The organism is Holdemania sp. 1001302B_160321_E10, assembly GCF_015552275.1.
In the GTDB taxonomy this organism is placed as follows: Bacteria; Bacillota_I; Bacilli_A; order Erysipelotrichales; family Erysipelotrichaceae; genus Holdemania.
In genome coordinates, this window is the sequence record NZ_JADNEM010000039.1 from 1 (window position 1) to 25501 (window position 25501).

25 protein-coding genes are annotated in these 25501 nt (G+C 52.4%); 14 read left to right on the forward strand and 11 right to left on the reverse strand.

All coding sequences use genetic code 11. The annotated features are described in order from the left end of the window. Positions 1 to 84: 84 nt before the first annotated feature. Complete coding sequence (locus I2D94_RS16045; protein WP_195397646.1) at positions 85 to 711, forward strand: hypothetical protein; 627 nt, start codon at positions 85 to 87, stop codon at positions 709 to 711. Positions 712 to 1054: 343 nt separating this feature from the next. On the opposite strand, the gene I2D94_RS16050 is transcribed toward I2D94_RS16045, so the two are convergent. The 5 genes from I2D94_RS16050 to I2D94_RS16070 all read right to left on the reverse strand — a co-directional run bounded on the left by I2D94_RS16050 (position 1055) and on the right by I2D94_RS16070 (position 6232). Beyond that, positions 1055 to 3073, reverse strand: a complete 2019-nt coding sequence (locus tag I2D94_RS16050) for an FtsX-like permease family protein (protein ID WP_195397647.1) — start codon at positions 3071 to 3073, stop codon at positions 1055 to 1057. After that, positions 3070 to 3837, reverse strand: coding sequence for an ABC transporter ATP-binding protein (locus tag I2D94_RS16055; RefSeq protein WP_072685318.1), 768 nt, complete (start codon positions 3835 to 3837; stop codon positions 3070 to 3072). Before I2D94_RS16055 ends, I2D94_RS16050 begins: the two co-directional genes overlap by 4 nt. A 123-nt stretch (positions 3838 to 3960) precedes the next feature. Further along, positions 3961 to 4971 carry a HAMP domain-containing sensor histidine kinase gene (locus I2D94_RS16060; RefSeq protein ID WP_072685319.1) on the reverse strand — a complete coding sequence of 337 codons (1011 nt, stop codon included), beginning with the start codon at positions 4969 to 4971 and terminating at the stop codon, positions 3961 to 3963. Beyond that, positions 4964 to 5638: a response regulator transcription factor gene (locus I2D94_RS16065; protein ID WP_072685320.1), complete on the reverse strand. Its 675-nt coding sequence runs from the start codon at positions 5636 to 5638 to the stop codon at positions 4964 to 4966. Before I2D94_RS16065 ends, I2D94_RS16060 begins: the two co-directional genes overlap by 8 nt. Before the next feature lie 210 nt (positions 5639 to 5848). Next, positions 5849 to 6232, reverse strand: coding sequence for a hypothetical protein (locus I2D94_RS16070; protein ID WP_195397648.1), 384 nt, complete (start codon positions 6230 to 6232; stop codon positions 5849 to 5851). A gap of 236 nt (positions 6233 to 6468) precedes the next feature. Here I2D94_RS16070 and I2D94_RS16075 point away from each other — a divergent pair, with 236 nt between their 5' ends. After that, positions 6469 to 7047 (forward strand): TetR/AcrR family transcriptional regulator, encoded by a 579-nt coding sequence (locus tag I2D94_RS16075; RefSeq protein ID WP_195397649.1) that lies wholly within the window; start codon positions 6469 to 6471, stop codon positions 7045 to 7047. A 218-nt stretch (positions 7048 to 7265) separates the two neighbouring features. On the opposite strand, the gene I2D94_RS16080 is transcribed toward I2D94_RS16075, so the two are convergent. From I2D94_RS16080 to I2D94_RS16095, 4 genes are all read right to left on the reverse strand, one after another. Next, on the reverse strand, positions 7266 to 7739 hold the full coding sequence (locus I2D94_RS16080; RefSeq protein WP_195397650.1) for a hypothetical protein: 474 nt from the start codon (positions 7737 to 7739) through the stop codon (positions 7266 to 7268). After that, the gene (locus I2D94_RS16085) at positions 7736 to 8644 is read right to left on the reverse strand and encodes an AraC family transcriptional regulator (RefSeq protein ID WP_229056920.1); all 909 of its coding nucleotides are present in this window, start codon (positions 8642 to 8644) and stop codon (positions 7736 to 7738) included. Before I2D94_RS16085 ends, I2D94_RS16080 begins: the two co-directional genes overlap by 4 nt. Before the next feature lie 46 nt (positions 8645 to 8690). Next, positions 8691 to 9404 (reverse strand): DUF5131 family protein, encoded by a 714-nt coding sequence (locus tag I2D94_RS16090; RefSeq protein ID WP_195397651.1) that lies wholly within the window; start codon positions 9402 to 9404, stop codon positions 8691 to 8693. A 438-nt stretch (positions 9405 to 9842) separates the two neighbouring features. After that, positions 9843 to 12218, reverse strand: coding sequence for an FMN-binding protein (locus I2D94_RS16095; RefSeq protein ID WP_195397652.1), 2376 nt, complete (start codon positions 12216 to 12218; stop codon positions 9843 to 9845). A 269-nt stretch (positions 12219 to 12487) separates the two neighbouring features. Between I2D94_RS16095 and mscL the strand changes: the two genes are divergently transcribed. The 3 genes from mscL (at position 12488) to I2D94_RS16110 (ending at position 15982) form a co-directional block, all read left to right on the forward strand. Continuing rightward, positions 12488 to 12928 carry a large conductance mechanosensitive channel protein MscL gene (gene mscL / locus I2D94_RS16100; RefSeq protein WP_072685325.1) on the forward strand — a complete coding sequence of 147 codons (441 nt, stop codon included), beginning with the start codon at positions 12488 to 12490 and terminating at the stop codon, positions 12926 to 12928. Between the two features lie 129 nt (positions 12929 to 13057). Next, positions 13058 to 14527 (forward strand): alpha-amylase, encoded by a 1470-nt coding sequence (locus I2D94_RS16105; RefSeq protein ID WP_195397653.1) that lies wholly within the window; start codon positions 13058 to 13060, stop codon positions 14525 to 14527. A 375-nt stretch (positions 14528 to 14902) separates the two neighbouring features. Continuing rightward, the gene (locus I2D94_RS16110; RefSeq protein ID WP_195397654.1) at positions 14903 to 15982 is read left to right on the forward strand and encodes a DUF4261 domain-containing protein; all 1080 of its coding nucleotides are present in this window, start codon (positions 14903 to 14905) and stop codon (positions 15980 to 15982) included. 230 nt (positions 15983 to 16212) lie between these two features. Here the strand turns inward: I2D94_RS16110 and I2D94_RS16115 are convergent, their stop codons facing one another. Both I2D94_RS16115 and I2D94_RS16120 read right to left on the reverse strand, forming a co-directional pair. Continuing rightward, positions 16213 to 17073: an HAD-IIB family hydrolase gene (locus I2D94_RS16115; RefSeq protein WP_072685328.1), complete on the reverse strand. Its 861-nt coding sequence runs from the start codon at positions 17071 to 17073 to the stop codon at positions 16213 to 16215. 91 nt (positions 17074 to 17164) lie between these two features. Further along, a complete protein-coding gene (locus I2D94_RS16120; protein WP_195397655.1) occupies positions 17165 to 17710 on the reverse strand; it encodes a CYTH domain-containing protein in 546 nt (181 codons plus the stop codon). Positions 17711 to 17807: 97 nt separating this feature from the next. Between I2D94_RS16120 and I2D94_RS16125 the strand changes: the two genes are divergently transcribed. The 9 genes from I2D94_RS16125 (at position 17808) to I2D94_RS16165 (ending at position 25208) form a co-directional block, all read left to right on the forward strand. Next, entirely contained in the window at positions 17808 to 18539 is a 732-nt protein-coding gene (locus tag I2D94_RS16125) for an HAD family hydrolase (RefSeq protein WP_195397656.1), read from the forward strand. A 187-nt stretch (positions 18540 to 18726) separates the two neighbouring features. Continuing rightward, positions 18727 to 19512 (forward strand): NAD kinase, encoded by a 786-nt coding sequence (locus tag I2D94_RS16130; protein ID WP_195397657.1) that lies wholly within the window; start codon positions 18727 to 18729, stop codon positions 19510 to 19512. 220 nt (positions 19513 to 19732) lie between these two features. Next, positions 19733 to 21139: a sulfatase gene (locus I2D94_RS16135; RefSeq protein WP_229056921.1), complete on the forward strand. Its 1407-nt coding sequence runs from the start codon at positions 19733 to 19735 to the stop codon at positions 21137 to 21139. Next, positions 21117 to 21713, forward strand: coding sequence for an NUDIX hydrolase (locus I2D94_RS16140; protein WP_072685332.1), 597 nt, complete (start codon positions 21117 to 21119; stop codon positions 21711 to 21713). The genes I2D94_RS16135 and I2D94_RS16140 overlap by 23 nt, the downstream gene beginning before the upstream one ends. Beyond that, a complete protein-coding gene (gene msrA / locus I2D94_RS16145) occupies positions 21710 to 22258 on the forward strand; it encodes a peptide-methionine (S)-S-oxide reductase MsrA (RefSeq protein WP_195397659.1) in 549 nt (182 codons plus the stop codon). The genes I2D94_RS16140 and msrA overlap by 4 nt, the downstream gene beginning before the upstream one ends. Positions 22259 to 22479: 221 nt before the next feature. Beyond that, entirely contained in the window at positions 22480 to 22917 is a 438-nt protein-coding gene (locus I2D94_RS16150; protein ID WP_195397660.1) for a C-GCAxxG-C-C family (seleno)protein, read from the forward strand. A gap of 151 nt (positions 22918 to 23068) precedes the next feature. Further along, complete coding sequence (locus I2D94_RS16155; protein WP_195397661.1) at positions 23069 to 23392, forward strand: hypothetical protein; 324 nt, start codon at positions 23069 to 23071, stop codon at positions 23390 to 23392. Positions 23393 to 23395: 3 nt separating this feature from the next. Then, positions 23396 to 24445 carry a hypothetical protein gene (locus tag I2D94_RS16160; RefSeq protein ID WP_195397662.1) on the forward strand — a complete coding sequence of 350 codons (1050 nt, stop codon included), beginning with the start codon at positions 23396 to 23398 and terminating at the stop codon, positions 24443 to 24445. Between the two features lie 76 nt (positions 24446 to 24521). Next, positions 24522 to 25208, forward strand: coding sequence for a vWA domain-containing protein (locus tag I2D94_RS16165; protein ID WP_229056922.1), 687 nt, complete (start codon positions 24522 to 24524; stop codon positions 25206 to 25208). The last annotated feature ends 293 nt before the right edge of the window (positions 25209 to 25501 follow it).

Consider the following 25501-nt stretch of genomic DNA (forward strand, 5'->3'; position numbering starts at 1 on the left):
TCTTCTACCGCTTTATCGGCAAAATCGAATGACACATCTTGAGATACCCAACAATATCTTTAACTAAGGGAAACGGGTTTGAATATGCCGGATATCACGCTGTTAGTGCCGCTGGCTCAGGCGCTCGATGTGAGCGTGGCGGAGCTGCTGGAATGCCGGAGAATTCCCCAATCGGAACCGATGAGCGCCAATCAGGTCGACAAGCTTGTAACAAAAGCGATAACGATGGGCGAGGAAGATCCGCAGCCGCGGAAGCAGCGCCGTCAGAAAAACGGTTTGCTTCTCCTGCTTTGTCTTGCGGTTTCCGCGGGAGAAATAGGGATGCTGCTGCACTTTCATCTGGTTTCTTCCAGGATGTTCAATGATTTATTACTCGTGGAGCTGCTCAGCGTGATCTTTGGCCTCTATTTTTGTCTGTTCGCGCGGGAAAAACTGCCCGCCTATTATGATGAGAATAAAATCAGCAGTTACAGCAACGGCGTTTTCCGAATGAATCTCGTTGGAATTTACTTTAATAATCGCAACTGGCTGCCGATCATGAATGCCGGCCGCAACTGGGCGCTGGGTTCACTGGTGCTGATGCCGGTGGTGTACGGGTTTCTGATGCTTCTTTTCAATGGGGATCCTTGGCCTGTGAAGATCGTTCTGCTTCTGATCTATCTTGGAGGATTGTTCATCCCGATGATCTACGTGGGAAGGAAATATGAATAAAAAGCTTTTATGATTCGTCAGCGATGCAGTTGCCGATATTGCTTCCGGTTTGTTTCTGGTCTGAGGGAAGGTGCTTATAAAAAGCGATGGCGCTCACAAATCGGATATCCAATACGCAAAGGGTCAGAAATCGAAATTTTGAACCGCTCTATTCCTGCCCGCTTGCTATGGCTGATCAGAATATGAAAATAAAAAACTCCCGACGATGAAGTCCGCCAGAAAGCGGTCGATTCCCCAAGAAGGAATTATTTCAAAGCCGGGAGTTTTTATCACCTGATCCTGAATTTCAAAGGATTGCCGGAATTTACCAAATGAAGAAGCTTAAAGTCTTTTAACAGTGAACTCAGAACGCCACTTCTTTCTTGATAATCTGCGAAGTCATGCGGTAGAAAATCAGATAGAAGATCGTGAAGATCACAGCGCATACGCTGACGCAGGCATAGGTGAAGATCGGATTTGTCAGTTTCAGCGCCACTAACAGCGTCTGCATCAGCGGCGTCGCGAAGCTGGTGTGAATCAAAGCGGTAATCAGCGGCAGGAAGAAGACGAGCATGACCTGACGGTTGATCGTTGCGGATACCTCCTGTTCGTCCATGCCGACTTTCTGCAGGAGGATATACTGTTCACGATCGTCCATCGCTTCCGAGATCTGCTTGAAATAAATGATCAGCACGGTCGCCGTTAAAAACAGAGCGGAGAAGAACACGCCGACAAATAACAGTCCTCCATACATGCTTTTGAATTCCTGCCGGTCGTAGTCAAGGCAGGTGGCAAATTGAACCGGAACGCCTGATCCGCGGACACGTTGGTTCAACGCCTCGTAAAACGCCGTGCGGTTTTCCAATGTGCCGCTGTAATTCACGCCGATCCGCGTGCTGGATTCCCATTCCCCTTCCTGCAGATAATCCTGAACCGGCAGCATCGCCGCTTCATCCGCGAAGACCAGGAATAACAGCTCGCTGGAATCCGATGAATTCGTGCCGCCGCCGTTGTTGTATTTGCGCTGAGTGAACGGCGTGCTGCGCTGGATATCGCGGACCGCATAGGTTTTTCCATTGATCGTTAATGCTGAAAGATGAATCTGATCGTTGCCCGTCAGGATCAGAAGCTCATCACTTTGCAGCGCCGCAACCTGACCGGTAATCCGCTGGTAGGTATCGCTCTGAATCAGAAAGATATCGTTGCCATAGTCGATCACCGCACTGCGGAAACCGACGAGATAGTCGTTGTTGGTAAATGTTCCCAACGTAGAACCAATAAGTTTGGAATACGCTTCGCCATAGCTGTAAATTTGGACATCCTCCAGTGTGACATGATGCGTTTCGGCCAGCTCGGCCGCAGCCGCGGTGATTTCATCCCGCTGAGAGGAAGTCAGTTCCTCGCTGAGCGTGTAGGTCAGATCATCCGGATTGGATTCTGACAACGCATTATCCTCGCCGAAAAACAAAGCTGCGCAGCCGCCCATCGTCACTAACAACATCGTGCTGAGGATGCAGATCGTCGTCAGGCTGGAAGCATTCCGGCGGATCCGGTGGGAAAGCATCGACACCGCGACGAAGTTGTCCGGCTTGTAATAAAACGTTTTCCGCTTTTTCAGCCAGCGCAGAAAGAATGTCGTGCCGGATTCAAAGAGAATGGAGGTCGCGAAGATGACAAGCATGCAATCGAAGAAAAAGACCATCAACGCGGTAAACATATTGTTGGTGAACAAGGCGACGGCATAGGCCACGATCAGGCAGATCAGGCCGAACACCGTCTTAACGGCCAGTAAACGCACCGGTTTATCCGCCTGTTTTTCGCTGTGAAGCAGCTCGATCGGATTGAGCCGATGAATCTGAAACAGTGAAACGGCAGTGGTCGCCAGAAACAAGCCGATAAAAACAGCGGCCGTCCAGCCCAGCGCAGTCCAGGAAAAGGCGTAGGGCAGACCGTTGGGACTGTTGAGTATCCTTAACAGGATCATCCAGATCAGGCGTCCGCCGACCAGTCCCAAAAGGAGTCCCAATCCCAAGGAAGCAAGTGTTTGAATCCAGTTTTCCCAACATAAAATCAAGGAGATGTGTTTCTTTTCCATGCCCAGAATCGTATATAAGCCCAATTCCTTTTTCCGCTTTTTTAAAAGCATCTGATGGATCGAGATCATAAACAGAATCGCAAAGGTTGTGATGACGAACACGCCCAGCTGGAAAATAAAGGCCAGCGTCGCGCCGCCGCGGATTTCCGGCACATGCGGATTAAACATCATCGTCATGATCAGAAAATGCAGAAACACCGTGACGGTACTGGCGATGAAAAACGGCAGCGTCACATTTTGACCGCGTTTCAGATTGTCGCAGGCCAGACGGAAAGCATAGCGGATCATAAGCTCTCCCCATCCTGCCGCGTCGCCATGGACAACGACGCGGTAATCCGGTCGTAGAAGACTTGCTGAGACTGATCGCCGCGGCATAATTCTGCGAACAGCCTGCCGTCGCGGATAAACAGCACCCGCCGGGCATGGCTGGCCGCCAGCGAGCTGTGCGTCACCATCAAGAGCGTCTGTCCCTGCTGGTTCAGCTGATCAAAAATGTCGAGCAGCTGTTGGGATGACCGCGAATCCAGCGCTCCGGTCGGCTCATCCGCCAGAATTAAGCGCGGTTCGGTAATGACCGCCCGTGCTACTGCAGTCCGTTGCTTTTCACCGCCGGAAATCTCGACCGGGAAATGTTCCAGCAGCGGTTCAATGCCCAGACTGGCAACGACCGGTTTTAACCGTCGTTCCATTTCCGCTAACGGCGTCCGGCTGAGCACCAGCGGAAGCAGAATGTTGTCGCGAACAGTGAAGGTGTCCAGTAAATTGAAATCCTGGAAGACGAAGCCCAGCTTTTCCCGCCGGAAGGCCGCCAGATCCTTTCCTTTGATCTGTTTCATGGATTGACCTTCCAGATAGACTTCACCGCTGGTCGGCGTATCCAGGGTCGCCAGAATATTAAGCAAGGTCGATTTGCCCGATCCCGACGCGCCCATGATCGCGACGAATTCCCCGGCTTCTATGGAGAAGCTGACTCCGGCCAGCGCACGGCACGGTTTACCTCCGGCGCGGGTGTTGTATACTTTTTGAATGTTCTCTGCTCGCAGCAGTTCCATTTTGCATCCCTCATTTCTTTCATCTGATCCCATTTTATCGCAGCGCTGAAATTCGCTCCATCGACTTGACGAACAATTTCCCGGGCAATCGAACATTTCTGTCACGATGCGCAAAGGAAGGAATCAGCGATAGAAAAACAGATCGGGAGAGGGGAAGATCAGATGAACCTGCGTACCTTTCTCTTTTTCGGATTCAAGATGCAGCTTGATATTGAGCGAATCGGCGGTTTTCCGGCAGAGATAAAGCCCGATCCCGCTGGCCTTGAAGTCATGGTGGCCATTATAGCCGGTATAGCCCCGCTCAAACAACCGTGCCTGATCCGCGGCGGCGATGCCCCGGCCGGTATCGGCGATGATTAAATGCGGTGTCGGATCACAGCGAAACGTGACGCTGATCATGCCGGCATCAGTGTATTTTAAGGCGTTGGACAACAGCTGTTCCAGAATGAAGCCCAGCCATTTCCGGTCGGTAATAACAGGTTGATGAAACGGCGTGAAGTTCAGCTGCAGCTTTTTCAGGATGAATGGCAGCGCCTGCTTGCGGATCACTTCCTGGCACAGCTCGCCCAGATCACACGGCTCTAAAATCAGATCCTCTTTCAGATTTTCAATCTGGATCGCTTTCAGCGCGGTCTGTGCATACTGTTCCGTCCGCATCAGCGCGAGCTTCATTTCATTGAGATGACTGGCGGAAATGGTGTCTTCCGGCTCGAGACTTTCAAGAATCAGGCTCAGTGAAGCCAGCGGCAGTTTAATTTGATGCATCCACATCGTGACCAGCTCTTCCCGCTGTTTCTGTGCGGCGTTTTGCTTTTCCTTTTCTTCCGTCAGGATGACGCGCTGCTTCAGGATCAGCTGTTGATAGCGCAGCTCCAGCGGGTCACGCGTTTCCGGCATTTCTTTTTCCAGACTGATCCACGCCTCTTCCAACGCTTCCAGCTGCCGCTGCCGACGTTGATAACGACGATAATCCAGCGCGGAAATCAAGGTCAGCAGCGTCAGGACGATCAGGGCGGTGTAGCCGATCGAATCCAGCGGATACCAGTAGAGATATTGCAGGAAGGCGTAGATCGCCAGCACGATCCCTGTCCACAGAAAAAGAAACGAGCGATGACGCAGATAGCTTTTAAGCATGAAGCAAATACCCCAGTCCCTTGCGTGTTTCGATGCAGTCGTCGATGCCCAGCTGTTCCATTTTCCTGCGCAGCCGGTTGACGTTGACGGTCAGCGTGTTCTCATCGACGAAGCAGTCGTTGTTCCATAGCTTCAACATGATCTTTTCCCGGGATACGACTTTATTTTTATTTTCCAGAAGCAGCTGCAGGATTTTAAACTCATTCTTGGTCAGCTCGCATTGCCGGCCGTCTTTGCTTAAGGAAGCGTCGGCGAGATTGAAGACGGCGCCCTGAAACTCCATCAGCGTTCCCGAAGGCTCGTAGCTGTAAGCCCGGCGCAGCAGCGCCTGAATTCGGGCGACCAGAATTTCCATGGAAAACGGCTTGGTCAGATAATCGTCGCCGCCCTGATTCAACGCCATGATGATATCCATGTTTTCATTATGCGAGGACAGAAAAAGAATTGGTACCTTGGATAGTTTGCGGATTTCCGCACACCAGGCATGACCACTTTTCCCCGGCAGCGAGACGTCCATGATGATCAGCTGCGGCTGCACGCTTAAAAAATCCTTGTCCAGCTGATCAAAATCTGTCGCCGCTTCGCAAGGATAGCCCCATTTAGTTAAATTCTCCGAGATCAGCCGGGCCAGGCTGGCGTCATCCTCAATAATCCAGATCTTATTCATATCAGACCCTCCTTCATCTTCCTTATTATAATTGAAAAAAGGCGGGAATTGGAGATTGTGACAAAAATGATCGGTTGCGCTTGTTTGATCAGGCGTTGTTAAAATCAGCTTCAGTCTCGGGGTCCGAGATCAACGCCGGCGGCGCTTTCAACCGAGTTCAGCTGATTCGGATCAAAATTCACGGGCAAAATTAGAAATGAGCGTTCTCTGTCAAAGATAAACCACTGGGTCATCGGACGGTTGACGACATATTTCAAATCCGGCGCGAAGGGGGAGATTTTCAATTCCCAAAACTGATATTCTCTGTTTAAAAAATAATGACGCGGGCATCATGTTCCTGTTTTCCAGCTTGATTTCCAACTCACCAACCTGTAAAAAACCGTTAAACTGATGAAACTGATCGACATTTCCTTGTAGATGAAGATCCATGAATTCTGATGGACATGCGCCGACGCAGCGCATGGATAGTGTCTGATCGACGCAGCGCGGCCGGATGATCGAAAAGGTCTGAATGGCGAGAATACCGACGATCATCAAGCTTGCAATTCCAATCGCGGTCAGGATCCGGAACCAACGGCGGGGTTGTTTTTTCATAAAAGGGACTCCATTCTGAATTAAAGAGAAAGAAAACACGAGAATTTAAGATCAGGTCTGCCCGGCAGAACAAATAAGCAACAGTCTGTGATTTCAGCCTGTGCGGCAAATCCGGGACAATTTCGTACTTTATAACGAGATTTTGGGATCGACTCTTTCTTTAATGCTTAATTCTAGTTTATAATAAAAAGATAGAGAAAGAAAGCGGATGGCGGACAGGGATGAGGGAGAACAGAATGAATCAGGAAAAAACGAATGAAAAACGACTGCGGATTCTGAAGTCGGCTGCGAACTTGATCGCTCAAAAAGGCTATTACGGCGTCGGCCTGAAAGAGATTCTGGATACCTGCGGCATCCCCAAAGGATCGTTCTATTATTTCTTCCCCGGCGGCAAGAATCAGCTGGGCGTTGAAGTGCTCAATTATGCCTATGAGCGGATGGAACAGGGCATTCTGGCCTTGATCTTCCCGGTATCGGACAACGCGGTGGACGTGTTTGTCAAGATGGTGCATCACATTGCGGATATGCTGGAAAATCACAAGGGATACGCGACGTCGCTGGTGATCACGTTCATCGGCATCGAAGCTTCCGATATCAGCGCCGACATGGAGGAAGCCGCGAAACAGGTCTATCAGCGCTGGATTCGCTTATACTGCGATAAGCTGATGGCTTGCGGATACAGTCTGGAACGGGCCGGACACATCGCCCCGCAGATCTGCGCGCTGATCCACGGGATGACGCTTTCCTGCTGGATCCGCAAAGACACCTCGGATCTGTTGGCGCTGGAACCGGCGATCCGCGCCCTGCTTCAATGAGAACTATTCTCAATGAGGAAGGGAAACGACAGCGATAAAATAAAGCTCCGCTTTTAAATCCCTCCCTTGGGTCAGATTTTTGACTGGGGAAGTATTTTGGGCGGAGTTTTTTTGTGGAACCAAAATGGGTGGCAGCCGGAAAAAGCGGAAAAGAAGGCATGAAAAGTTCCCTGAACAGAAGGAAATTCAGGGAACTGCAATGGGATAAATCAAAGCGATCACGCTGCGGGAGTCTGCCGTTCCTGTTCAAGAAACGCCAAGAGTGAAGGCAGCGTGCTTTCGTTTACGGTGAAGAAGAAGGCCATATACCGACATTTCTGAAACAATTCGCCATCCATTGTGAACGTGTAGCCCGTCTGGCAGCGGGGGTTGCAATCGTCCGGATCGATCAGCCGCTTACAGACGGAGGCGTTGCGGATCGCTTTTTTCATCGCTTCCGGCAGCGTGCTTAAAAACGCTTCATACCGGGATATGCTTTCCGGATACAGGCGCAGCTTGACGCCACTTTTCCGGCAGACGAAGTTGGCCAGCGTTTTGCGGTTCGGCTTCAGGTAACTGACGGTGTATCCGCTTTTTGCTTCCTTGATCTCCGCCTGGCAGCCCTGATTTAACAAGGCCTCATGCAAAGCCTGAACTCCCGCTTGTTCCGCAGGCTTCAAACTCTGCTTAAAATCGTCAAAGGCGGCGCTCATTGCGCGTTGCCGGATTGAGCGCGTACCACGGGAATCCACACTTCAAAGCGGGCCTGGGATGGATCGGGTTCCAGATAAACCTCGATGTCCGGGCCGTTATCGTATTCATACCCGGAGGTCGGCAGCCATTCCGTGACGATTCTTCGTTCCAGATCCTGAATCGCCTGCGGACAAACGCCTTCCCCGGAGAAGATCGCCCACGTAAACGCCGGTACGACATACTCTTCTAACGGCGCTTCCGCCGGCAGATCGGTCGCCACGGAGATAAAGTATTTCCAGTTTTCATGCTCAAAGCAGGCGCTGACGCCCAAGATCCCCATCGGCTGAGCGTTCATCATCGCCGCCAGTTTTCCGATCCAGCCTTCCTCTGCCGCCCGGCCCCACAGCTGCGGGACGACGCTGAAATTTTCCTCGGTGTTGCTTTTCATCGGGGCGGACAAGCCCACGATCCGAAACGCTTCTTTCTTTTCAATCCGATAATTCATTTCTTCCACTCCTTTGACAGTGATCCGGAAACTGATCGGCGGGAAAGTTTTGACGGAGCAGCCCGGCTTGCGGACGGCCGAGGGGGCAAGGCCATGCACGCTTTGGAATGCCCGGTTGAAGGCGGTCGGCGAGGTATAGCCGTATTTCAGCGCAAGGTCGATGACCTTGATTTCACTCTGCTGCAGCTCGACCGCGGCGATCGACATCCGACGCCGGCGCAGATATTCGGAAAGCGGAATCCCCGCGATGTAAGTGAACATGCGCTGGTAGTGATAGCTGGAACAACAGGCGATCCGCGCGAGATCCTCGAGCCTGATTTCTTCCGTTAAATGTTCCTCGATGTAATTCAGCGAGGCGTTGAGGCGGTCAATCCATTCCATAGTTTCCAGATCCTTTCTGTATTCTTGATTGTACTTCATGCTTGGGAGAATATCCTCGCATTTTAAGACCGGAAAAAGCGAGCTGTCAGAGGTTGATCGCAGCTTTGCGGGCCTGGCGGGTGAGTTCCCTGACCGGCAGCGTATAGAGCCGGCCATCCTTGATGAAATGCGTTCCGCACTGGCGAAATTCAAAGTGCTTGTGATGACGTTCGCATTGGGCGCGCAAATCCAGAATCCAGGCGTAGTCTAACGGGCGGGCGCAGCGGTCCGATTCCCCGCCGGCGACAACCAGTTCGATCGTTTCATCACGCAGCCATTTTTCCAGATCCATCGCTTCCAGCATCGGCTGGCAGATAATATTCTTATGGGCGATCGGCAGCGTGGCCAACAGCGCTAACCGTTCATCCGCGCGGCGCTGATTCTCAACGGTACAGCCAATCGTCACATGGGGATACCCCGCACCCCAATCGTCCGGCAGACCGATGGAAAACCGTTCGATGCGCTTGGTCAGAAACAGAAAGTGAAGATCCGGACGCTGACGGATGATCTGCCAGGCCTCCGCGCGCCATGGATCGGCGTCTTCGACAAAGAAATCGGAGGAGAAGCAGACGTAGACGATCTGTCCGCCTTTCATTTTCCATTCACCGTTGGCTTTCTTTTCCAGCGGTGCGTAAAAATGCTCGCTGCGTACGACTTGGTTCGTATCGACGCCGCGGTGGGCGTCGCCTTTGTGGATATAACAATAGCGGCAGCCTTCACTTTGACGGTGACAGCCGCGCCAGGGTGTCCAGAATGCCATGATTTTCCCTCCGTGATTCTGCGGCTGATGGCCGATTGCCGGAACTCCGCAGATTTGCGCCGAATCGTTCAATTTAAAAGAAGAATCCGATTCGTTATGTTTCTCTTTCATTATGCGAGAGGAACCCGGGAAAGTAAACCGGGAAATTCAGGTTTTTCCGACGGAAAAGGGAAGGTGTGTTCCGATTGAAAGTGAGACTGAGCTGCGGCGCATCGCATCCGGAAGCGTATTTTCTCCGCTTTGACTCTGGTGAGAAAAGGGGGTTAACCGTTGCCGGCTGGAGGGGGTATTTCCACAGGATAAGGGTTGATCAGGACAAGCCGAAAATAAAACAAAGGTCTGCCCGCAGGGGACAGACCTTTTTCAATCCTGGATGTTGTGGCTTACAGCGAGCAAACCTTCATGAATCCTTGGTGTTGATGCGCTGCAATGGGACGTTTATTCGCCCAGGCTGTTGACCGCGCTGATGCCGGCCAGACGTCCGGACGTATAAGCCCAACCCTGAGCTGCGCCGCCATAGGTGACGTATTCACGCTGTTCCGAGAACAGAACGCCCAGAGAATCCGTGCCGACCGCGTACAGGCCGTTGATCGGCGTCGCATTGTCGGAGCCTAAGACCTGCATGTCGGTGTTGACGTCCAAGCCGCCGACCGTGGAGTAAATGTAGGAAGCGCCGACAAAGGCGTAATATGGGCCTTCTTCGCCGATCTTCATCGTTAAGAAGTCCGCGGCCTTGCCGAATTCCTCATCCTTGCCCGCTTCCACCGCGGCATTGTAGCGGTCGACATTGTCTTTCAAGACCGCCGGGTCGATCTTCAGCTGCTTTGCCAGATCTTCCAGCGTATCCGCTTTAACAGCGATGCCTTTTTTCACGCACAGGTCGATCAGCTCGTCTACCGGCAGAGGTTTGCCTGCGTCGATACCGCCCTGGCAGGTCAGATCGTCGTTGAAGCTGACCGGCAGACCGTTCTTCTCGACCTCGCGGAAGAAGTCGTCCGACCAGATCGTGTAGTAGCGCGGGCCGGATTTCCAGGTCTGGAAGGTGCCGGCTTCGTTGGAGAAGCGTTCGCCCTTCATGTTGACCTGTAATGCGTAAGCAGCGCTGGCCAGAGCATTCGGGAAATCGTTGAGTGAGTTGCGGCGCGGCAGCTGTGTCCAGAAGCCCACGTCGTTTTCATCGCCGACGACTTCAACCGGATATTCGTGCAGCGTGATCGGCGCGCCCTGCAAGTGAACCATCGGCGGCATTCCGATATTGTAGGTGCCGGCGCCCAGATCCAGCGCGGAACTGATCATCGTGCCGTCGTTCTGCTGCATGCCGTACATCAGCCAGCTGCCCTGCAGCGGGTAATACTGGTTGGACAGGTATTTTTCCTGCAGCGCGGCGTTGTTGGAGAAGCCGCCTGTGCCGATGATGACTTTCTTGGCGTTGATGGTGTACTGCTTGCCATCGTAACGTTCCGCTTTGACGCCGGTCACCGTGTTGGTGTCCTTGTCATAAATCAATTCCTTGGCTTCGACTTCCAGCAGATACTGGCCGCCAACCTTTTCATAGTCGGCGATCATGCTGTCAAACATTTCGCCGGTTTCTTTCTTCCAGTTGCCGTAACCCTGGCCGGTATACTGGAATTTGACGTACCAGATATCCTCGTCGGTGAAACCGCGCTGCGGTCCGCCGTATTGATAGCCTTCGCCCTCCGGGGAACCCTGGCCGTAATCAAAGCCGTGGCTGATCAGCCAGTCGACCGTCTTGCCGGATTCGTCGAAGAACAGATCCAGAAGATCCTGCTTCGCATCGCCCTTGGTAAAGTTGTTCCAGTCTTCCTTCATCGCTTTGGCGTCGACATAATCCTTGCCGCCATGGTAGGTCTTGTCGTATTCCGGGGCGTTGATGCCCATCGTGTCCGCGGTGATGCAGGAGGTGCCGCCGTATTTGCCGGCTTTGTCAATCGCCAGAACGCTGACCTTGGAGGCGTCGTTGCCATTGGCCGCGTACTGAGTTTCAGCCGCGCTCATCGCTGCCGCTGTGCCGGAGCCGCCCAGGCCGACGACTAAGACGTCGACGTCGATCGTTTCCTGCTCTGTGGATTTGGCCGGCGTCTTATAGAAATTCTTGATCGCCGCCGCCTCGGAACCACCTTCGGCCAACGCCTGGGCAACGGCTCTTTCCGTAGCCTGCTTGATGCCGGTGCTGGAACCGGTGCAGCCGGTGATCGAATCAACGGTGACCGACTGGTTTTCCAGAATCCGCGGAATCAGTTTTTCCTTTGCCGCTTCCAAAAACGGGTAGGTGTCGCCGTTGTCCAGCACTTCAATGTTTTCAATCTTGTCTTCGCTGACCGTGACCGCGACTTCCATTTCCTTCAACAAGGAGAAACCGCTGGCGGTGACGGTGTAGGTGCCGGCCTTCATCTTGGCGGCCGGGATTTCCGCGCTTGTGCCGTTGTATTCGTCAATCGCTTCCTGCACCGCGGTTTTAATCGCGGTGGATGTGATGGTTGCGCCGGCGACGCCGTCCACGTCCGCGCTGCCTGCCTCGGCGATTTTCGCCGGCAATTCCTGAATCGCCTGACCGCCGATCGTCGGCGTTTCCTCGTCGCCGACCGCCTCCACACCGGTCAGCTTACCCTCTTTGTCAAAGTTCACGGTGACGGTGACATCGCCGCCGAAACCTTTGGCTGTTTTTGTGATCGTCGCTTCGCCTTTCGAACTACCGCTTCCCTGAGCCGGTTCGTTCTTCGTACCGCAGGCCGCGGTGGTCATCATCAGGCCCGCAAGCAGAAGCGCCGTCAGCTTTTTACTGCTTTTCATCATTATTTCCTCCCTTTCTTCCTCTGCGGTTAACAAAAACTTCCGCAGATTTCGTCTGTATTCTATCATGAGAAAGAATTATCAAGGATTAAGTGAAGATTAATTTTTTGATTATTAGTTCTAATATTGAACTGTAAATGGTTATGATTTCAGATCACGCGCACGGGCCCGCCGCTTTCCGATTCATCCCTCAGGCAAGAAAATCTGATGGAAAGAATTGATTTTCCGGCGGGGGTTCACTATAATGGAACGCACAGAACAGGAGTGAAAAAATGCTCAAAGAATTTAAGAAATTTGCGCTGAAAGGCAACATGATCGATCTGGCGGTCGGCGTGATCATCGGTGGCGGCTTCAACGCGTTAGTCACGTCGATGGTCAACGATATCATCATGCCGGTGATCAGTCTGTTTACCGGCCGGCTGGATTTCACCAATATGTTCATTGCGCTGGATGGCCAGCATTACCCGACGCTGGCGGAAGCGCAGGCACATACTTCCACGATCGCTTACGGCAGCTTCATCACCGGACTGATCAATTTTCTGTTAACCGCGTTTGTCATCTTCCTGATCATTCGCTGGATGAACAAGCTGCGTGCCAGGGAAGAACCGGCGCCGCAGCCGAAGACGACCAAGGTCTGCCCTTTCTGCAAGACCGAGATTGATCTGCATGCCACCCGCTGCCCGCACTGCACTTCCCAGCTGGAAGCGGAATAAATGGACTCTGTCGGAAGCTCTCCTTCGAGGAGAGTTTTTCTTTTTTCTTACAATTTTTTGAATTCAACTTTCATCAGATTGATTTGTGGTACAGTAAACGTATTGAATCACAGAAAGAAGGCGGTTAACTTGGAAAATAAAACGTTGCTGCAGGCCTTCGAGTGGTATCTGCCCGAGGATCAGCAGCATTGGAAGCGGTGCGCCGCGATGGCGGAAAACTGGGCTGCGCTGGGAATCAGCGGTGTCTGGCTGCCGCCGGCCTATAAAGGCACGGGTGGAAAAAGCGACGTTGGCTACGGCGTGTATGATACGTATGATCTGGGAGAATTTGATCAGAAAGGGACTGTCGCAACGAAATATGGAACACGCGCGGAGTATCTTGAAGCTGTTGCAGCGCTGCATCGGGCCGGAATTGAAGTGATGGCCGATATCGTGCTGAACCACCGGCTGGGCGCGGATGCGCAGGAGGAAGTGCTGGCGGTGCAGGACGCCGGGGACAACCGGAACCAGACTGTTGCGGATCCCCGGCCGATTCAGGCGTGGACGAAGTTTACATTCCCGGGGCGGAAAGGAAAGTATTCCGATTTCACCTGGAACTGGAGTCATTTCGACGGCACGGATTGGGACAGCGATTGGAAGTACAGCGGAATCTTCCGCTTTGTCGGGAAACAATGGGATCAGGAAACCGACAGCGAGAATGGCAATTATGACTATCTGATGGGCGCGGATCTCGATCTGTCCAATCCAGAGGTTATCGCGGAACTGGACCGCTGGGGTCAGTGGTATTACGATACGGTGAAAATGGACGGCTTCCGTTTGGACGCGGTAAAGCACATGGATTTTCAGTTCTATACTCACTGGCTGGGCGAGCTGCGTCAAAACACCGGTCAGACATTGCCAGCCGTGGGTGAATATTGGAGCTGGGAACTGGATAAGCTGCGGCATTATCTGGACGTTTGCGGTCATTGCATGCGGTTGTTCGATGTACCGTTACATTATCAGTTTGTCAAAGCCGCCACCAGCAACGCCCAGTTTGACATGGCTCAGATTTTGAGCAACACGTTAGTTCAGACGGAGCCGGACGCTGCCGTGACGTTTGTCGATAATCACGATACCCAACCCTCCCAGGCGCTGGCATCATGGGTGCCGGCCTGGTTTAAGCCGCTGGCCTATGCGCTGATCCTGTTGCGGAAGGAGGGCATTCCGTGTGTCTTTTACGGTGATTTAGTCGGAATTCCGCATGACCGCATTGCGCCGGTGATGGGGTTGGAGCGAATGATCCGGGCGCGCCGGGATTACGCCTATGGTTTTCAGCGCGATTACTTTGACGACGCCAATATCATCGGCTGGACGCTGTCCGGGGACGATCAACATCCGCATTCCGGTCTGGCGGTGATCATGAGCGATGCGCCGGGCGGAACCAAAACGATGGAGCTGGGCGCGGCTCTGGCGGGCAAGACGATGCGGGATGTGCTGATGAATCAGGCGGAAATCATACAGCTGGATGAAAACGGATGCGGTACGTTCCCGGTCGGCGGGGGCAGCGTGAGCGTCTGGGCGCTGGATGAAGCCTACGACGCGCTGACGCTGACCTTATAAAGTGGATTTCATCAACGGTACAGAAAAAGTAAAACCATCGCAGGCTGCCGATTGATCGCACTGGTATCGCTTTAGAAAGTCGTGGAAAGGCTGCCCTTTCGGATTTCGGACTTTACTTTCATTCAAACAAATTTGCTTGCCGAAATCCGACCGATCGGTTATCCTGAAATCAGAAATCAGAAATCAGAAATCAGAAATCAGAAATCAGAAATCAGAAATCAGAAATCAGAAATCAGAAATCAGAAATTAGAAATCAGAAAACAGAAGACAGAAAACAGAAGACAGAAGACAGAAATTAGAAGACAGAAGACAGAAATTAGAAGACAGAAGACAGAAAACAGACCGGAGAAATCCCCGGTTCAGGAGGAATGACGCATGAATCAAGCGGAAGCGGCACGCAGAGCGATGGCCGAATGGCTGGCTGACGAACATGAACTGGGCAGTGTCCCTGAATGTTTGGAACAAACACAGGAATTTGATCTGCATGATCTGCATTATTATATCTTCCGCTACAAACCAACCCGGAATCATCCCGACTGGCTGCTGGGGGTCGCGGGCGGTTATGAAAAGGACGCGCTTGATCATTGCGGACATGTGTTCAGCGAAATGGAAGTATATCAGGAAGCAAACGCTGTCGATCAGGCGGTCGCGCTGGTTGAACAGGTCCGCGCCTATTGCATGCGGGAAGGGGCAAAGCAGGAGGAAGCAGCCGGGATCGGCCCGTTCGCCGGTTTTGTGCTGCTGCGGGAAGCGCGTTGGGATCCGCGGAAGCTGGCGGACGATTTGCGCGAAAGGTGGCAGATTGAGATCCGTGAGCTGCCGGACGATCCAGATCAGCCGCTGGTGGCCGAAGTCGACGGGATGACCCTGGCCGTCAGCCTGATGGGCGCGCCGGTTCCCAATCAGGAAGCAGAACGCAATGCGGAGAACAATTACCTGTGGCCGCAGGCTGTCGAAATGACGAAACAGCATCAGGCTCATTTGCTGGTCGCGGTGTTAGGTCGAGATCAGGCGGCGCTGATTCAGGCTTCGCTTTATACGAAGCTGATGGCCAGCTGCTGCCGGCAGGACGGCGTTCTTGGCGTCTATACGACCGGTACGGTGTACGAACCAAAGCTGTATCGGGAAGTCGCAGAACAGATGAACGAGGGCGAACTGCCGATCTACGACTGGGTGTATCTCGGACTGTACCGCAGCGAAGCGGGCATGTGCGCGTACACCTATGGGCTTCAGGCCTTTGGAAAACGGGAGATGGAGGTGCTGGACAGCGCCGCTTCGCCGCAGCAGCTGCACGATTTCCTCTATGCCATTGCCAGCTATGTCCTCGATCAGGACGTGACGCTCAACGATGGGGAAACGATCGGCTTCAGCGCCGAAGAAAAACTGCCGATCACCTGCGGACCGGGCCGGTCGCTGGATCAGACGATGCTGCAAATCCGCTATCAGCCGGCATAAAATAAATAAAAAAACGTTGATTCCCAACCGCCGGGCCAAAGCCGAAGCGGAGCGCACGGATCAACGTTTTTCTTATGAAATGGGCCCGTACAGCGAACAGGACCCTCAATGAGAAGGCAAACAAAGTGGAAACCGCAGTTGGGTTGAAAGCGTGGCACTTTGGACACGGAATGCCCTTGATTATCCATCCTTCCTGCGATCTGGCGAAGGGGTGGCGGGAAGCCTGACTTTTACAGAAGATTCAGATTTTCCAGCCGCTCCTGTTCGTTCTCCTTCAAAATCAAATCAATGCACTCCGCGACGGAATCCACAACCGTTTTCGCCTTCGCCTGGATATCCGGGCGGGCATGACTCATACAATAGCTGTGCGGGATCATCGCGAACATTTCAAAGTCGTTTTCCGAATCCCCGATCACTGCGACTTCATCCAGACCGACGCCGGTCAGTGCCGCGATCTTGGCAATCCCGGTCCCCTTGTTAGCGCCGTCTTTCAAAATGACGATCGAATACGGACTGGTCTGAATAATCTGATACCGTTCGAAGAATTTCCGCTTTAACATATCCTTATAATAATCGACGCCCTCTTCCTGCTGGAAGTGGCAGAAACAGGCGGTGATGTGCGTGTGGTGCGGATCCCGGATATATTCGGAAATCGACTCGTCCAGCACCCGCCGGCAATCGCGGATCCGGTGCTTGGGATTGAGCTTATATTCCATCGCCTGTTCCCCGAAAGGATCCTCAAAAATATAGTCGTTGTCCTGTGTGACGACAAGAAAACGATGCTCGTAGGCGCTGTCGGAGAAAACCTCCAGAAGCGCTTCAATTTCATCGTGGTCGAAATCTGTCTGATAGATGAAGCGGCCATTCAGCCGGATGGAAGCGCCGCAGATGCCGACGGTGTCAAACACCAGATCGGAACCAAAATGATGCGGCAGAAAATTCACAGACCGGCCGGTCGCAATCGCAAACCGCACGCCGTGATCCTGCAGCCGGCGGATCGCCGCGCGGTTTTCCTCGCTGACGCCGCTGGTCAGCACCGGCGGGATATACAACAACGTACCGTCCAGGTCGGAGAATAAGATTTTGATCAAAGAAAATCACCTCAGTCCCATTATATCAGGAAATCGCTTATTTTCTTTTCCGCTTTGTTAAAAATGCCGAAAAAAGAAGAAAACAGGCGAATTATTGATCCAGAACGCAGCGCGCGTATTTTGACCGTCTGTTTTCCCGATAAGTCAGCCCTGCCTGACTTAACAGATCCAGAAAAAAGGCTTTTCCCGCCTGCGGATCACCGGTGACCTCAAATTCGATTTCATAATCGCTGCGGCCGTTGATCAGGCTGTGATCCAGACATAACTCGCCTAAAGGATAAACGCGCAGATGCCGGTGCGTGATCATTTGACCGCAGACATGAACAGGCAGCGTAAGCCCCAGCTTGTCAAACAAAGCCCGAATTTCCGGGTTGTCAAACGCTTCCGGACTGTTTTCCGGCAGCTCCATCTCGATCTCCCGCACGCCCTGAGCCTGGGGAATCTTCATGGTGAACAGATGCTTGCCCTGCACGTCGCGGATCCGCATCGCGATCTGCTTTAACGTTGAGCTGGGCGTGCAGTCATAATACACGTTGGACTGCACGAGGACCTGATCAACGCCGGTCAAATCACGCAGCTGGCTGAACTCCTGTTCGCTGACCAACATTTTATATTCAATTTCAAGATTTTCATTCATTGGAAAGTTCACCTCTTCCCTGTATGATATAATAAGGAAGCAGAAAAGAAAAGGAAAACCGCGAGGGAGAAAGCTTCGCGGCATAAAGGAGATGCGCATGAATCAACGACCGGCACTGATCTGGGATTTCGATGGAACACTGGCTTATCAGGAAGGCAAATGGTCCGGAGCGATGCTGGCGGCGATGAACGAGCTGGCGCCGGGGCATGGGTTGACATTGAAGGACGTCCGCCCGCTGATGCACAGCGGATTTCCATGGGACGAACCGGAAAAGCTGCACCCGGAGCTGACGGATCCGCAAGCCTGGTGGACCTTTTTGGAGGCGTATCTGGTTCGGGTCGCGCTTGCACTGGGCTTCACTGGTGATCAAGCGCAGCGAATCGCCCGGCGGGTGCACCGCGTTCAGGCCGACAGCCGCTCTTATCATCTTTATCCTGATACGCTTGCGACGCTGGATCGCCTGAAACGCGAAGGCTACCGGATGATCATCCTGTCCAATCATGTGCCGGAGCTGCCGCAGATTGTCCGCGGCCTCGGCTTGACGGACGCCTTTGAAGCCGTGCTGGGCTCCGCGCAGACGGCCGTGGAAAAGCCCCATCCTCAGGCGTTCAGGCTGGAGATGGAAACCTTGGGAAATCCATCGGCGGCGGTGATGATCGGTGATAATCCGATCGCGGATGGTCAGGGCGCTCTTCAGGCGGGCCTGCAGCCGTTGTTAGTGCATGGTTGTGATGAATGCACATCGTTTTGGCATTGCGGTCAGCTGTGCGAGATTCCTGCGCTGCTGGCGTCCAAAGTTCAAAGACAGGGAAATAACAACGACGATTGAATAAAGCGTGCAGCCTGAGTTTTCTTCTTCTTTGAAAATCGGGCATGCGAAAAGTCAGAAAGACGGCAGGCAAAGCTTCGAAAGCCACGGAAAAAAAGCAGGCGAAAAGCCGTGAAAAAAAGCAGCTTAATGCGAACGGATGAAAAGCATTGAAGCTGGGAAAAAAGCGAAGAAAGCGAGAAAAAGTATGAAACAAAAGTTTGCGGTCGTTCACCGGCCCGATAAAACATCCCGGCAGCTGAAAAGCGAGCTGGCGGATAAATTGCGTGAGAAAGGCTGGACGGAAGAGGAACAACAGCCCGATCTGGTCTTTGCGATCGGCGGGGACGGCACATTTCTCTATGCCGTGCACGAATATCTGGATCAGCTGGAAAATGTAAAGTTTGTCGGGATTCACAGCGGAACACTCGGCTTTTTCTGCGATTACCGCTGCGATGAAATGGATCTGTGCGTTCAAGATGTGACCCACCGCAGTCCAAAGTGCGAAAGCGCACGTCTGCTTCAGGTCACGGCACGCGGTGAGAAACAGGAAAAAACGATCTATGCGTTAAACGAAATGCGGATTGAAAACGTGACGAAAACGCAGCTGATGGATATCGAGATCAACGGTTCTTTCTTTGAAACCTTCCGCGGAACGGGGTTGTGTCTGTGTACGCAGATCGGTTCCACGGCTTATAACCGCTCCTTAGGCGGGGCGGTGATCGAAAGCGGCCTTCCGCTATTGCAGCTGAGCGAAATTACGGGAATTCATCACCGTGCTTACCGCTCGTTGGGTTCGCCTCTGATCCTGCGGCCGGAATCCGTGATTAAGCTGCGGTCCGCCAACTTCGAAGGCGCGCTTCTGTGCTATGATCACCTGTGCTTCAACCTTGATCAGGAAACTGAAATCGAAGTGTTCCAGAGTCCGAAGCAGGTTCAGATTGCCCGGTATCGGGATCTGGCTTATTTGCAGCGGCTGCGGATTCTGTTTTAGACGGGGCTTAATCAGCGGTTGAATTCGGGGTTAAATTCGCGGTTTGACCGGAAGATGGATTTCGGCATAGTTCCGATCAATCCCCAGCTGAAACTGAAATTTGATCGGAGATGAAAGAAAACCGTGGGCAGAAGAAACCTTAAAGAACAAAAGGAAGGTCGGGACTGAAAATTAAACTGGGAATCAGACTCAAAACAAATAAAGAAAAGGAGCGATGAAGATGAAACCGAACGTAATTATGATTTTGATCGACGATTTGGGATGGATGGATTTAAGCTGTCAGGGAAGCTCGTTTTATGAAACGCCGCACATCGACCAGCTGCGAAAGGAAGGCATGGCTTTTGATCAAGCCTACGCCGCCTGCCCGGTCTGTTCGCCCAGCCGCGCCAGTATTCTGTCCGGCAAATATCCGGCCCGCTTAAAGGTGACGGACTGGATCGATCATGAGAACTATCATCCCTGCCGCGGCAAGCTGATCGACGCGCCGTATATCAAGGAGCTGCCGGTCAGCGAGTTCTCGATGGCGAAAGCCTTTCAGGAAGCCGGCTATCAGACCTGGCATGTCGGAAAATGGCATCTGGGAAAAGCAGCGACGTATCCGGAACATCATGGCTTTGACGTCAACCTCGGGGGCAGCTGGTGGGGTCATCCGAAGAAGGGGTATTTCAGCCCGTATCACATGGAAAACCTCAGCGACGGACCGGAAGGCGAATACCTGACCGATCGGATCGGCGCGGAAGCGTCCGCACTGATCCGCAGCCGCGACCGTCAGCGTCCGTTTTTCCTGAATCTCTGGCATTATGCGGTGCATACGCCGCTGCAGGCCAAGGCGGAAGATATCGCCTATTTTGAAGAAAAAGCGAAGCGGATGGGACTGGACCAGCAGGATCCGTTTGAGATCGGCGATCCGTTTCCGATCATGCAGAAAAAAGATAAGCGAATTACCCGCCGGATCGTTCAGTCAGATCCAGTGTATGCCGCGATGATCAAAGCGCTGGACGACAGCGTCGGTCAGCTGATGACGACGTTGAAAGCGGAAGGGCTGGATGAGGACACGATCGTGATTTTCACTTCGGATAACGGCGGACTGGCAACGGCGGAACATTCGCCGACCTGCAACTTCCCGTTGTCGGAGGGCAAGGGCTGGATGTACGAGGGCGCGGTGCGGGAACCGTTATTTGTGCGCTGGCCGGGGAAGATCGAGGCGGGAAGTCTTAGTCACGCGTTGACAACCAGTCCGGATTTCTATCCGACATTGCTTGAGCTGTGCGGTCTGCCGCTGCGTCCGCAGCAGCATTGCGACGGCGTGAGCCTGGCTCCGGTGCTGTTGAATCCGCAGGCGGAATTTGACCGCGGGCCGATCTTCTGGCATTATCCGCATTATGGCAATCAGGGTGGAACCCCGGGCTCGGCGCTGCGCTGCGGGAAGTGGAAATACATCGAATTTTATGAAGATCACAGCGTCCGGCTGTTTGATCTGGAACAGGATGTTTCGGAAAAACACAATGTGGCTGAGGCCAATCCGAATTTAGTCCGGCAGTTCCACAGCCTGCTTCATGAATGGCTGGAAGCGGTGGATGCGTGGTATCCGGAGGTGAATCCCAATGCAGAACAGGACATGGCGTGATGCCATCCGCGCTTACGTTCCCTTCAACGAACAGGAACGCAGCGATAAAGCGCGGTTTCTGGAAGTGCTGGATCTGGAAAATATCCTGACCCGGGAGAATGAAGAAGCGCATGTTTCCTCCTCGGCCTGGGTGATGAACGAAGCGCTGGATCAGGTGCTGATGGCTTATCATAATATTTATCAGTCGTATTCCTGGCTCGGCGGTCATGCGGATGGGGATCCGGATTTGTTTGCGGTCGCGCTGCGGGAAGCGAAAGAGGAAAGTGGAATTACGGAGCTGACGCCGTTTTCCCGGGAAATTCTGGCGTTGGATATCCTGCCTGTCCCGGCGCATATCAAGCGGGGCAAGCCGGTGAAGGAACACGAACATTTAAACGTGACCTATTTGTTTATCGCACCGACGGATCAGACGCTGAGTGTCAAAGCGGATGAAAACAGCGCCGTTGCCTGGATTCCGATCGCGGATCTGCCCAAGGTGGTCAGCGAAGCGCGGATGCTTCCGGTCTATGAAAAGCTGATCGCGCGCTCCCGTCAGTGGAAAGGGGAAGCACTGCGCGAAAAGGAGCCGCAATGAAAAAAGAAATCGTAGTGGCCGGCGGTTGTTTCTGGGGTGTTCAGGAATATTACCGACGGTTAAAGGGTGTTGAGGAAACACGCGTCGGGTATGCTCAGGGAAGTCTTGAAAACCCAAACTACGCGCAGGTGAAGCGGCAGATCAGCGGGCATGCGGAATGCGTGCGGATCGTGTATGATTCCGATCAGATCACGCTCGAACAGCTGCTGGATCATCTGTTTCGAATCATTGATCCGACGTCCCGGAATCGGCAGGGCAACGATGTGGGAACGTCCTACCGCACGGGAATTTATCCGGCTTGCGCTGAAGACGAGGCGATCGCGCGGCAGTTTGTGAAGGAGCGGCAGAAAAACTATGCCCGTCCGATCGTGACGGAGGTCGAACGGTTAGTCTGCTTTTATGACGCCGAACAGGAACATCAGGATTATCTCGTGCGTCATCCGCAGGGGTATTGCCATGTTGATTTTTCCGTGATGCGGCCGCAGGAGCGGAAAGCGCAGCGGGAAATCACAGGGATGCGGTCAGATCATGTTGGATCGGATTGAAGCGGAAGCGAAGTTCAGAATTTAAGAGTTTCACGCTTTTTCGAACTTTTAGAAAAGGAAAGAGAGTTGTCGGCAGCGGCAGCTTTTTTCCTTTTCTTCAAGGAGGGCGGCCGTAGCCGCAGCGCTGAGTTTCATACATTCTCTAACATGGTTCGGGAATTTCGCTTTTCAAAGCGGGAGAACTCCGGTATCATTAAGGAAGAAAACAGGAGGAAATACGAATGTTGAAAGACTATGCGCTTCATTATTATGAGCAGGGATATAATTGTGCGGAAAGCCTGGTTTATGGGGCGAACGTGGCGTGGCATTTAAATTTGGATGAAAATGCCTGTCATCTGATGGCCGGTTTGGGCGGCGGCTTGCAGGTGGGGGATGTGTGCGGCGCACTGACTGGAGCCGTGTGCGCGCTGGGGTGTCTGATCGTGAAAACCAAAGCGCATGACTGCGCGGAGTTAAAGCCTTTGACGCAGGCAGTCGTCGAACAAGTGCGCCAGCGGCTGGGATCGCTGCGCTGCGAGGAAATCAAGCCGCGGCTGTTTCAGCCGGAGCGCCGGTGTGCGGCAACGGTGGAAAACTGTGCGGATATTTTGGAAGCAGTGCTGCGGGATGCCGGCTTGTTGCCGAAGCCGCTGGAAGGCGCGGACGAAACGGCAGCCTGATGCTGAAAATAAGAACCATCACGAAAGGGGACCGCAGCGGGAGACACTTTTGATTTTTCCTGAATTTGAGGAGGATGAGAATTGGGGGCTTATCCGATTCTTAACGGTGCGTGCAGCGGTTATCTGAACAGGAAGAAAGCGAGGAAGAACTATGCAGATAAAACCTCATCTGCCTTATGTACTTTTGATGGCGGTTAACTTGTGGATTCTGCCGGCAGTCATCAGGGACACAGGAACGGCCATGGTCATGATGTTGGCCAGCCTGCCGCTGATCACGTTGATCATCGCGGCGGCGCATGCGCGGAAGGCGGGTTTTGTGGCCGCTTTTGCGATCGCCACGGGAATCTTGTTTATCCCTGCGATTTTTCTATATTTTAATGAAAGCGCGTGGGTTTACAGCCCGGCGTATGCTTTGATCGCGCTGATCGGTGGCGTCGTTGGAAAGGGCATGAGCTCGGAAAGAGGAAGCAAGTAAACGATGCCGTTGGAAATTGTCAGAAAGGATTTGAGCGAAGTGACCGCCGACGCGGTTGTAAGCTTCGTCAATTCCGGCGTTGAAGAGGGTGCCGTTCGCGTAGATCATCAACAAAGCTTTCCAGCGGGATGTGAGATTGAACAACGGACTTGTCAGGCTGCGGTACTGATCAAGGTGATCATGCCGCAAAATGCGGGTGAAAATTCCGGGACGGCGGTGTTATTGGCGCGAGCGTATCGGCAGGCGCTGGCGGCGGTGGTCCGGGAACATTGCAGGTCGGTGGCGGTCGAATGGCCAAAGATGAGCCTGCCTGGGATATCAGAAGATGAACTGTTATCCATAATCGTGCAGGGGGAACGTGAATTTCTGGCAGAACAGGAATTATGGGTGACGCTGGTTGTGGAGGATGTTAGTCGATTGCGGCTGTCGGATTCGTTAATCGGTGCAGTCAGCCAATACATTGAGGATCATTATGATCAGGCACTTCCGCGAGAGAAAACAGGCCATGTTCTTGCGAAAATGAAGAACTTCATCGCGCCGGTTGACGAAGATAATGCAGCGGATGAGGAACTTCAGGATATTCCTGCAGAAGAAATGTGTCTTTTTGAAGAAATAGCAGAAAAGGCTCCATCAGATGATTTTCATGTGGAACCGAAAATACGGGCGGTGAATCCGCATTTGTTTGAACAGTTGATCGCGCAGCGTGAGGAATCATTTTCCAAATCGCTGCTGCGGCTGATCGACGAAAAGGGAATGACTGATCCGCAAGTCTATAAAAGAGCGAATCTTGACCGGAAGTTGTTTTCCAAGATTCGAATTCAGAAGGATTACCGGCCAAGTAAAACGACGGCGCTGGCGCTGGCGATTGCGCTGGAGCTGAATCTGGATGAACTGAAGGTCTTGATCGGACGGGCCGGCTATGCCTTGACCCATGCCAGTAAGCTGGATATTATCGTTGAATATTTCCTCAGTCAGGGGATTTATGATTTGTTTCAGATCAACGAGGTGTTGTTTGCTTTTGATCAGCCGCTTTTGGGCGGTCGTTCGTTTTAATTTGCTTTGTCGCCTGCCAAGCGACCTTCGCTGATGTCTTTCGGCTTAAACTGGAAGCACAGAGGAGGCAAAAGTAATGAAGAAAACAATGAAGAAAGTCATGAAGGAAACAATGGAAATTGTATTTATTCTGGATCGCAGTGGCAGTATGGCGGGTTTGGAACAGGACACGATTGGCGGATTTAACAGCTTGATTGAAAAACAGAAGCAGAGGACAAGCCGGGCGAGGGTTTCGTTAATTTTATTTGACAACCGAACCGAGGTGATTTTGGATCGTGTTCCGATTGAGGACGTCGGATGCTTGAGTGAAGAAGAATATAATGTCCGGGGCAGCACCGCGTTATTGGATGCGGTCGGCCGTTCAGTATGGCATATCGCGCGGGTGCATCAAAAGATGAACGTGGAAAACCGTCCGGAAAAGACGTTATTTATCATTACGACGGACGGCATGGAAAATTCCAGCGTTGAATATTCTCTGGATCAGGTAAAACAGTTGATCGAGCGGCAGAAAGAGCGGGATCATTGGGAATTTTTATTCCTGGGTGCGAATATCGACGCGGTGCAGACTGCGGGCAGGATGGGAATCGAAGCGAGCCGGGCTGTGAATTTCCATGCGGATAAGCCGGGAATGCGAAAAAATTTCGGCGTTCTGGTGAATGCAATATCGAGTTTTGCGGAATCCGAAGAATTAAACGAAAACTGGGCCGAGGATATTCAGAAAGATTTTGAAAGCCGCAAACAAGAAGTTCGTTTTTCGAAGTAAGAAGAATAGAAAAATCATAATGAATAGAGTTTTGAATTGGGTATCCATGGATGTTTCTACAATGATCAATATCGGAAAAGCGGCAGTCAGAGCTGCCCTTTTTATTTTGATTTCTATGGGTAAGTAAAGTTGCTGAGAAAGTGGAAAGCTAAATTGAAATCAAGACGTTTCTGAGTTATAATGAAATTGTAAAATTAACTCAAGAAAGTATTTTTGATTTTTTTAATTATTTTAGGAGGCTTTTTCCGATTTTCCGCAATATTAATGATAGGAGGTTTCCTATTATGCAGAAA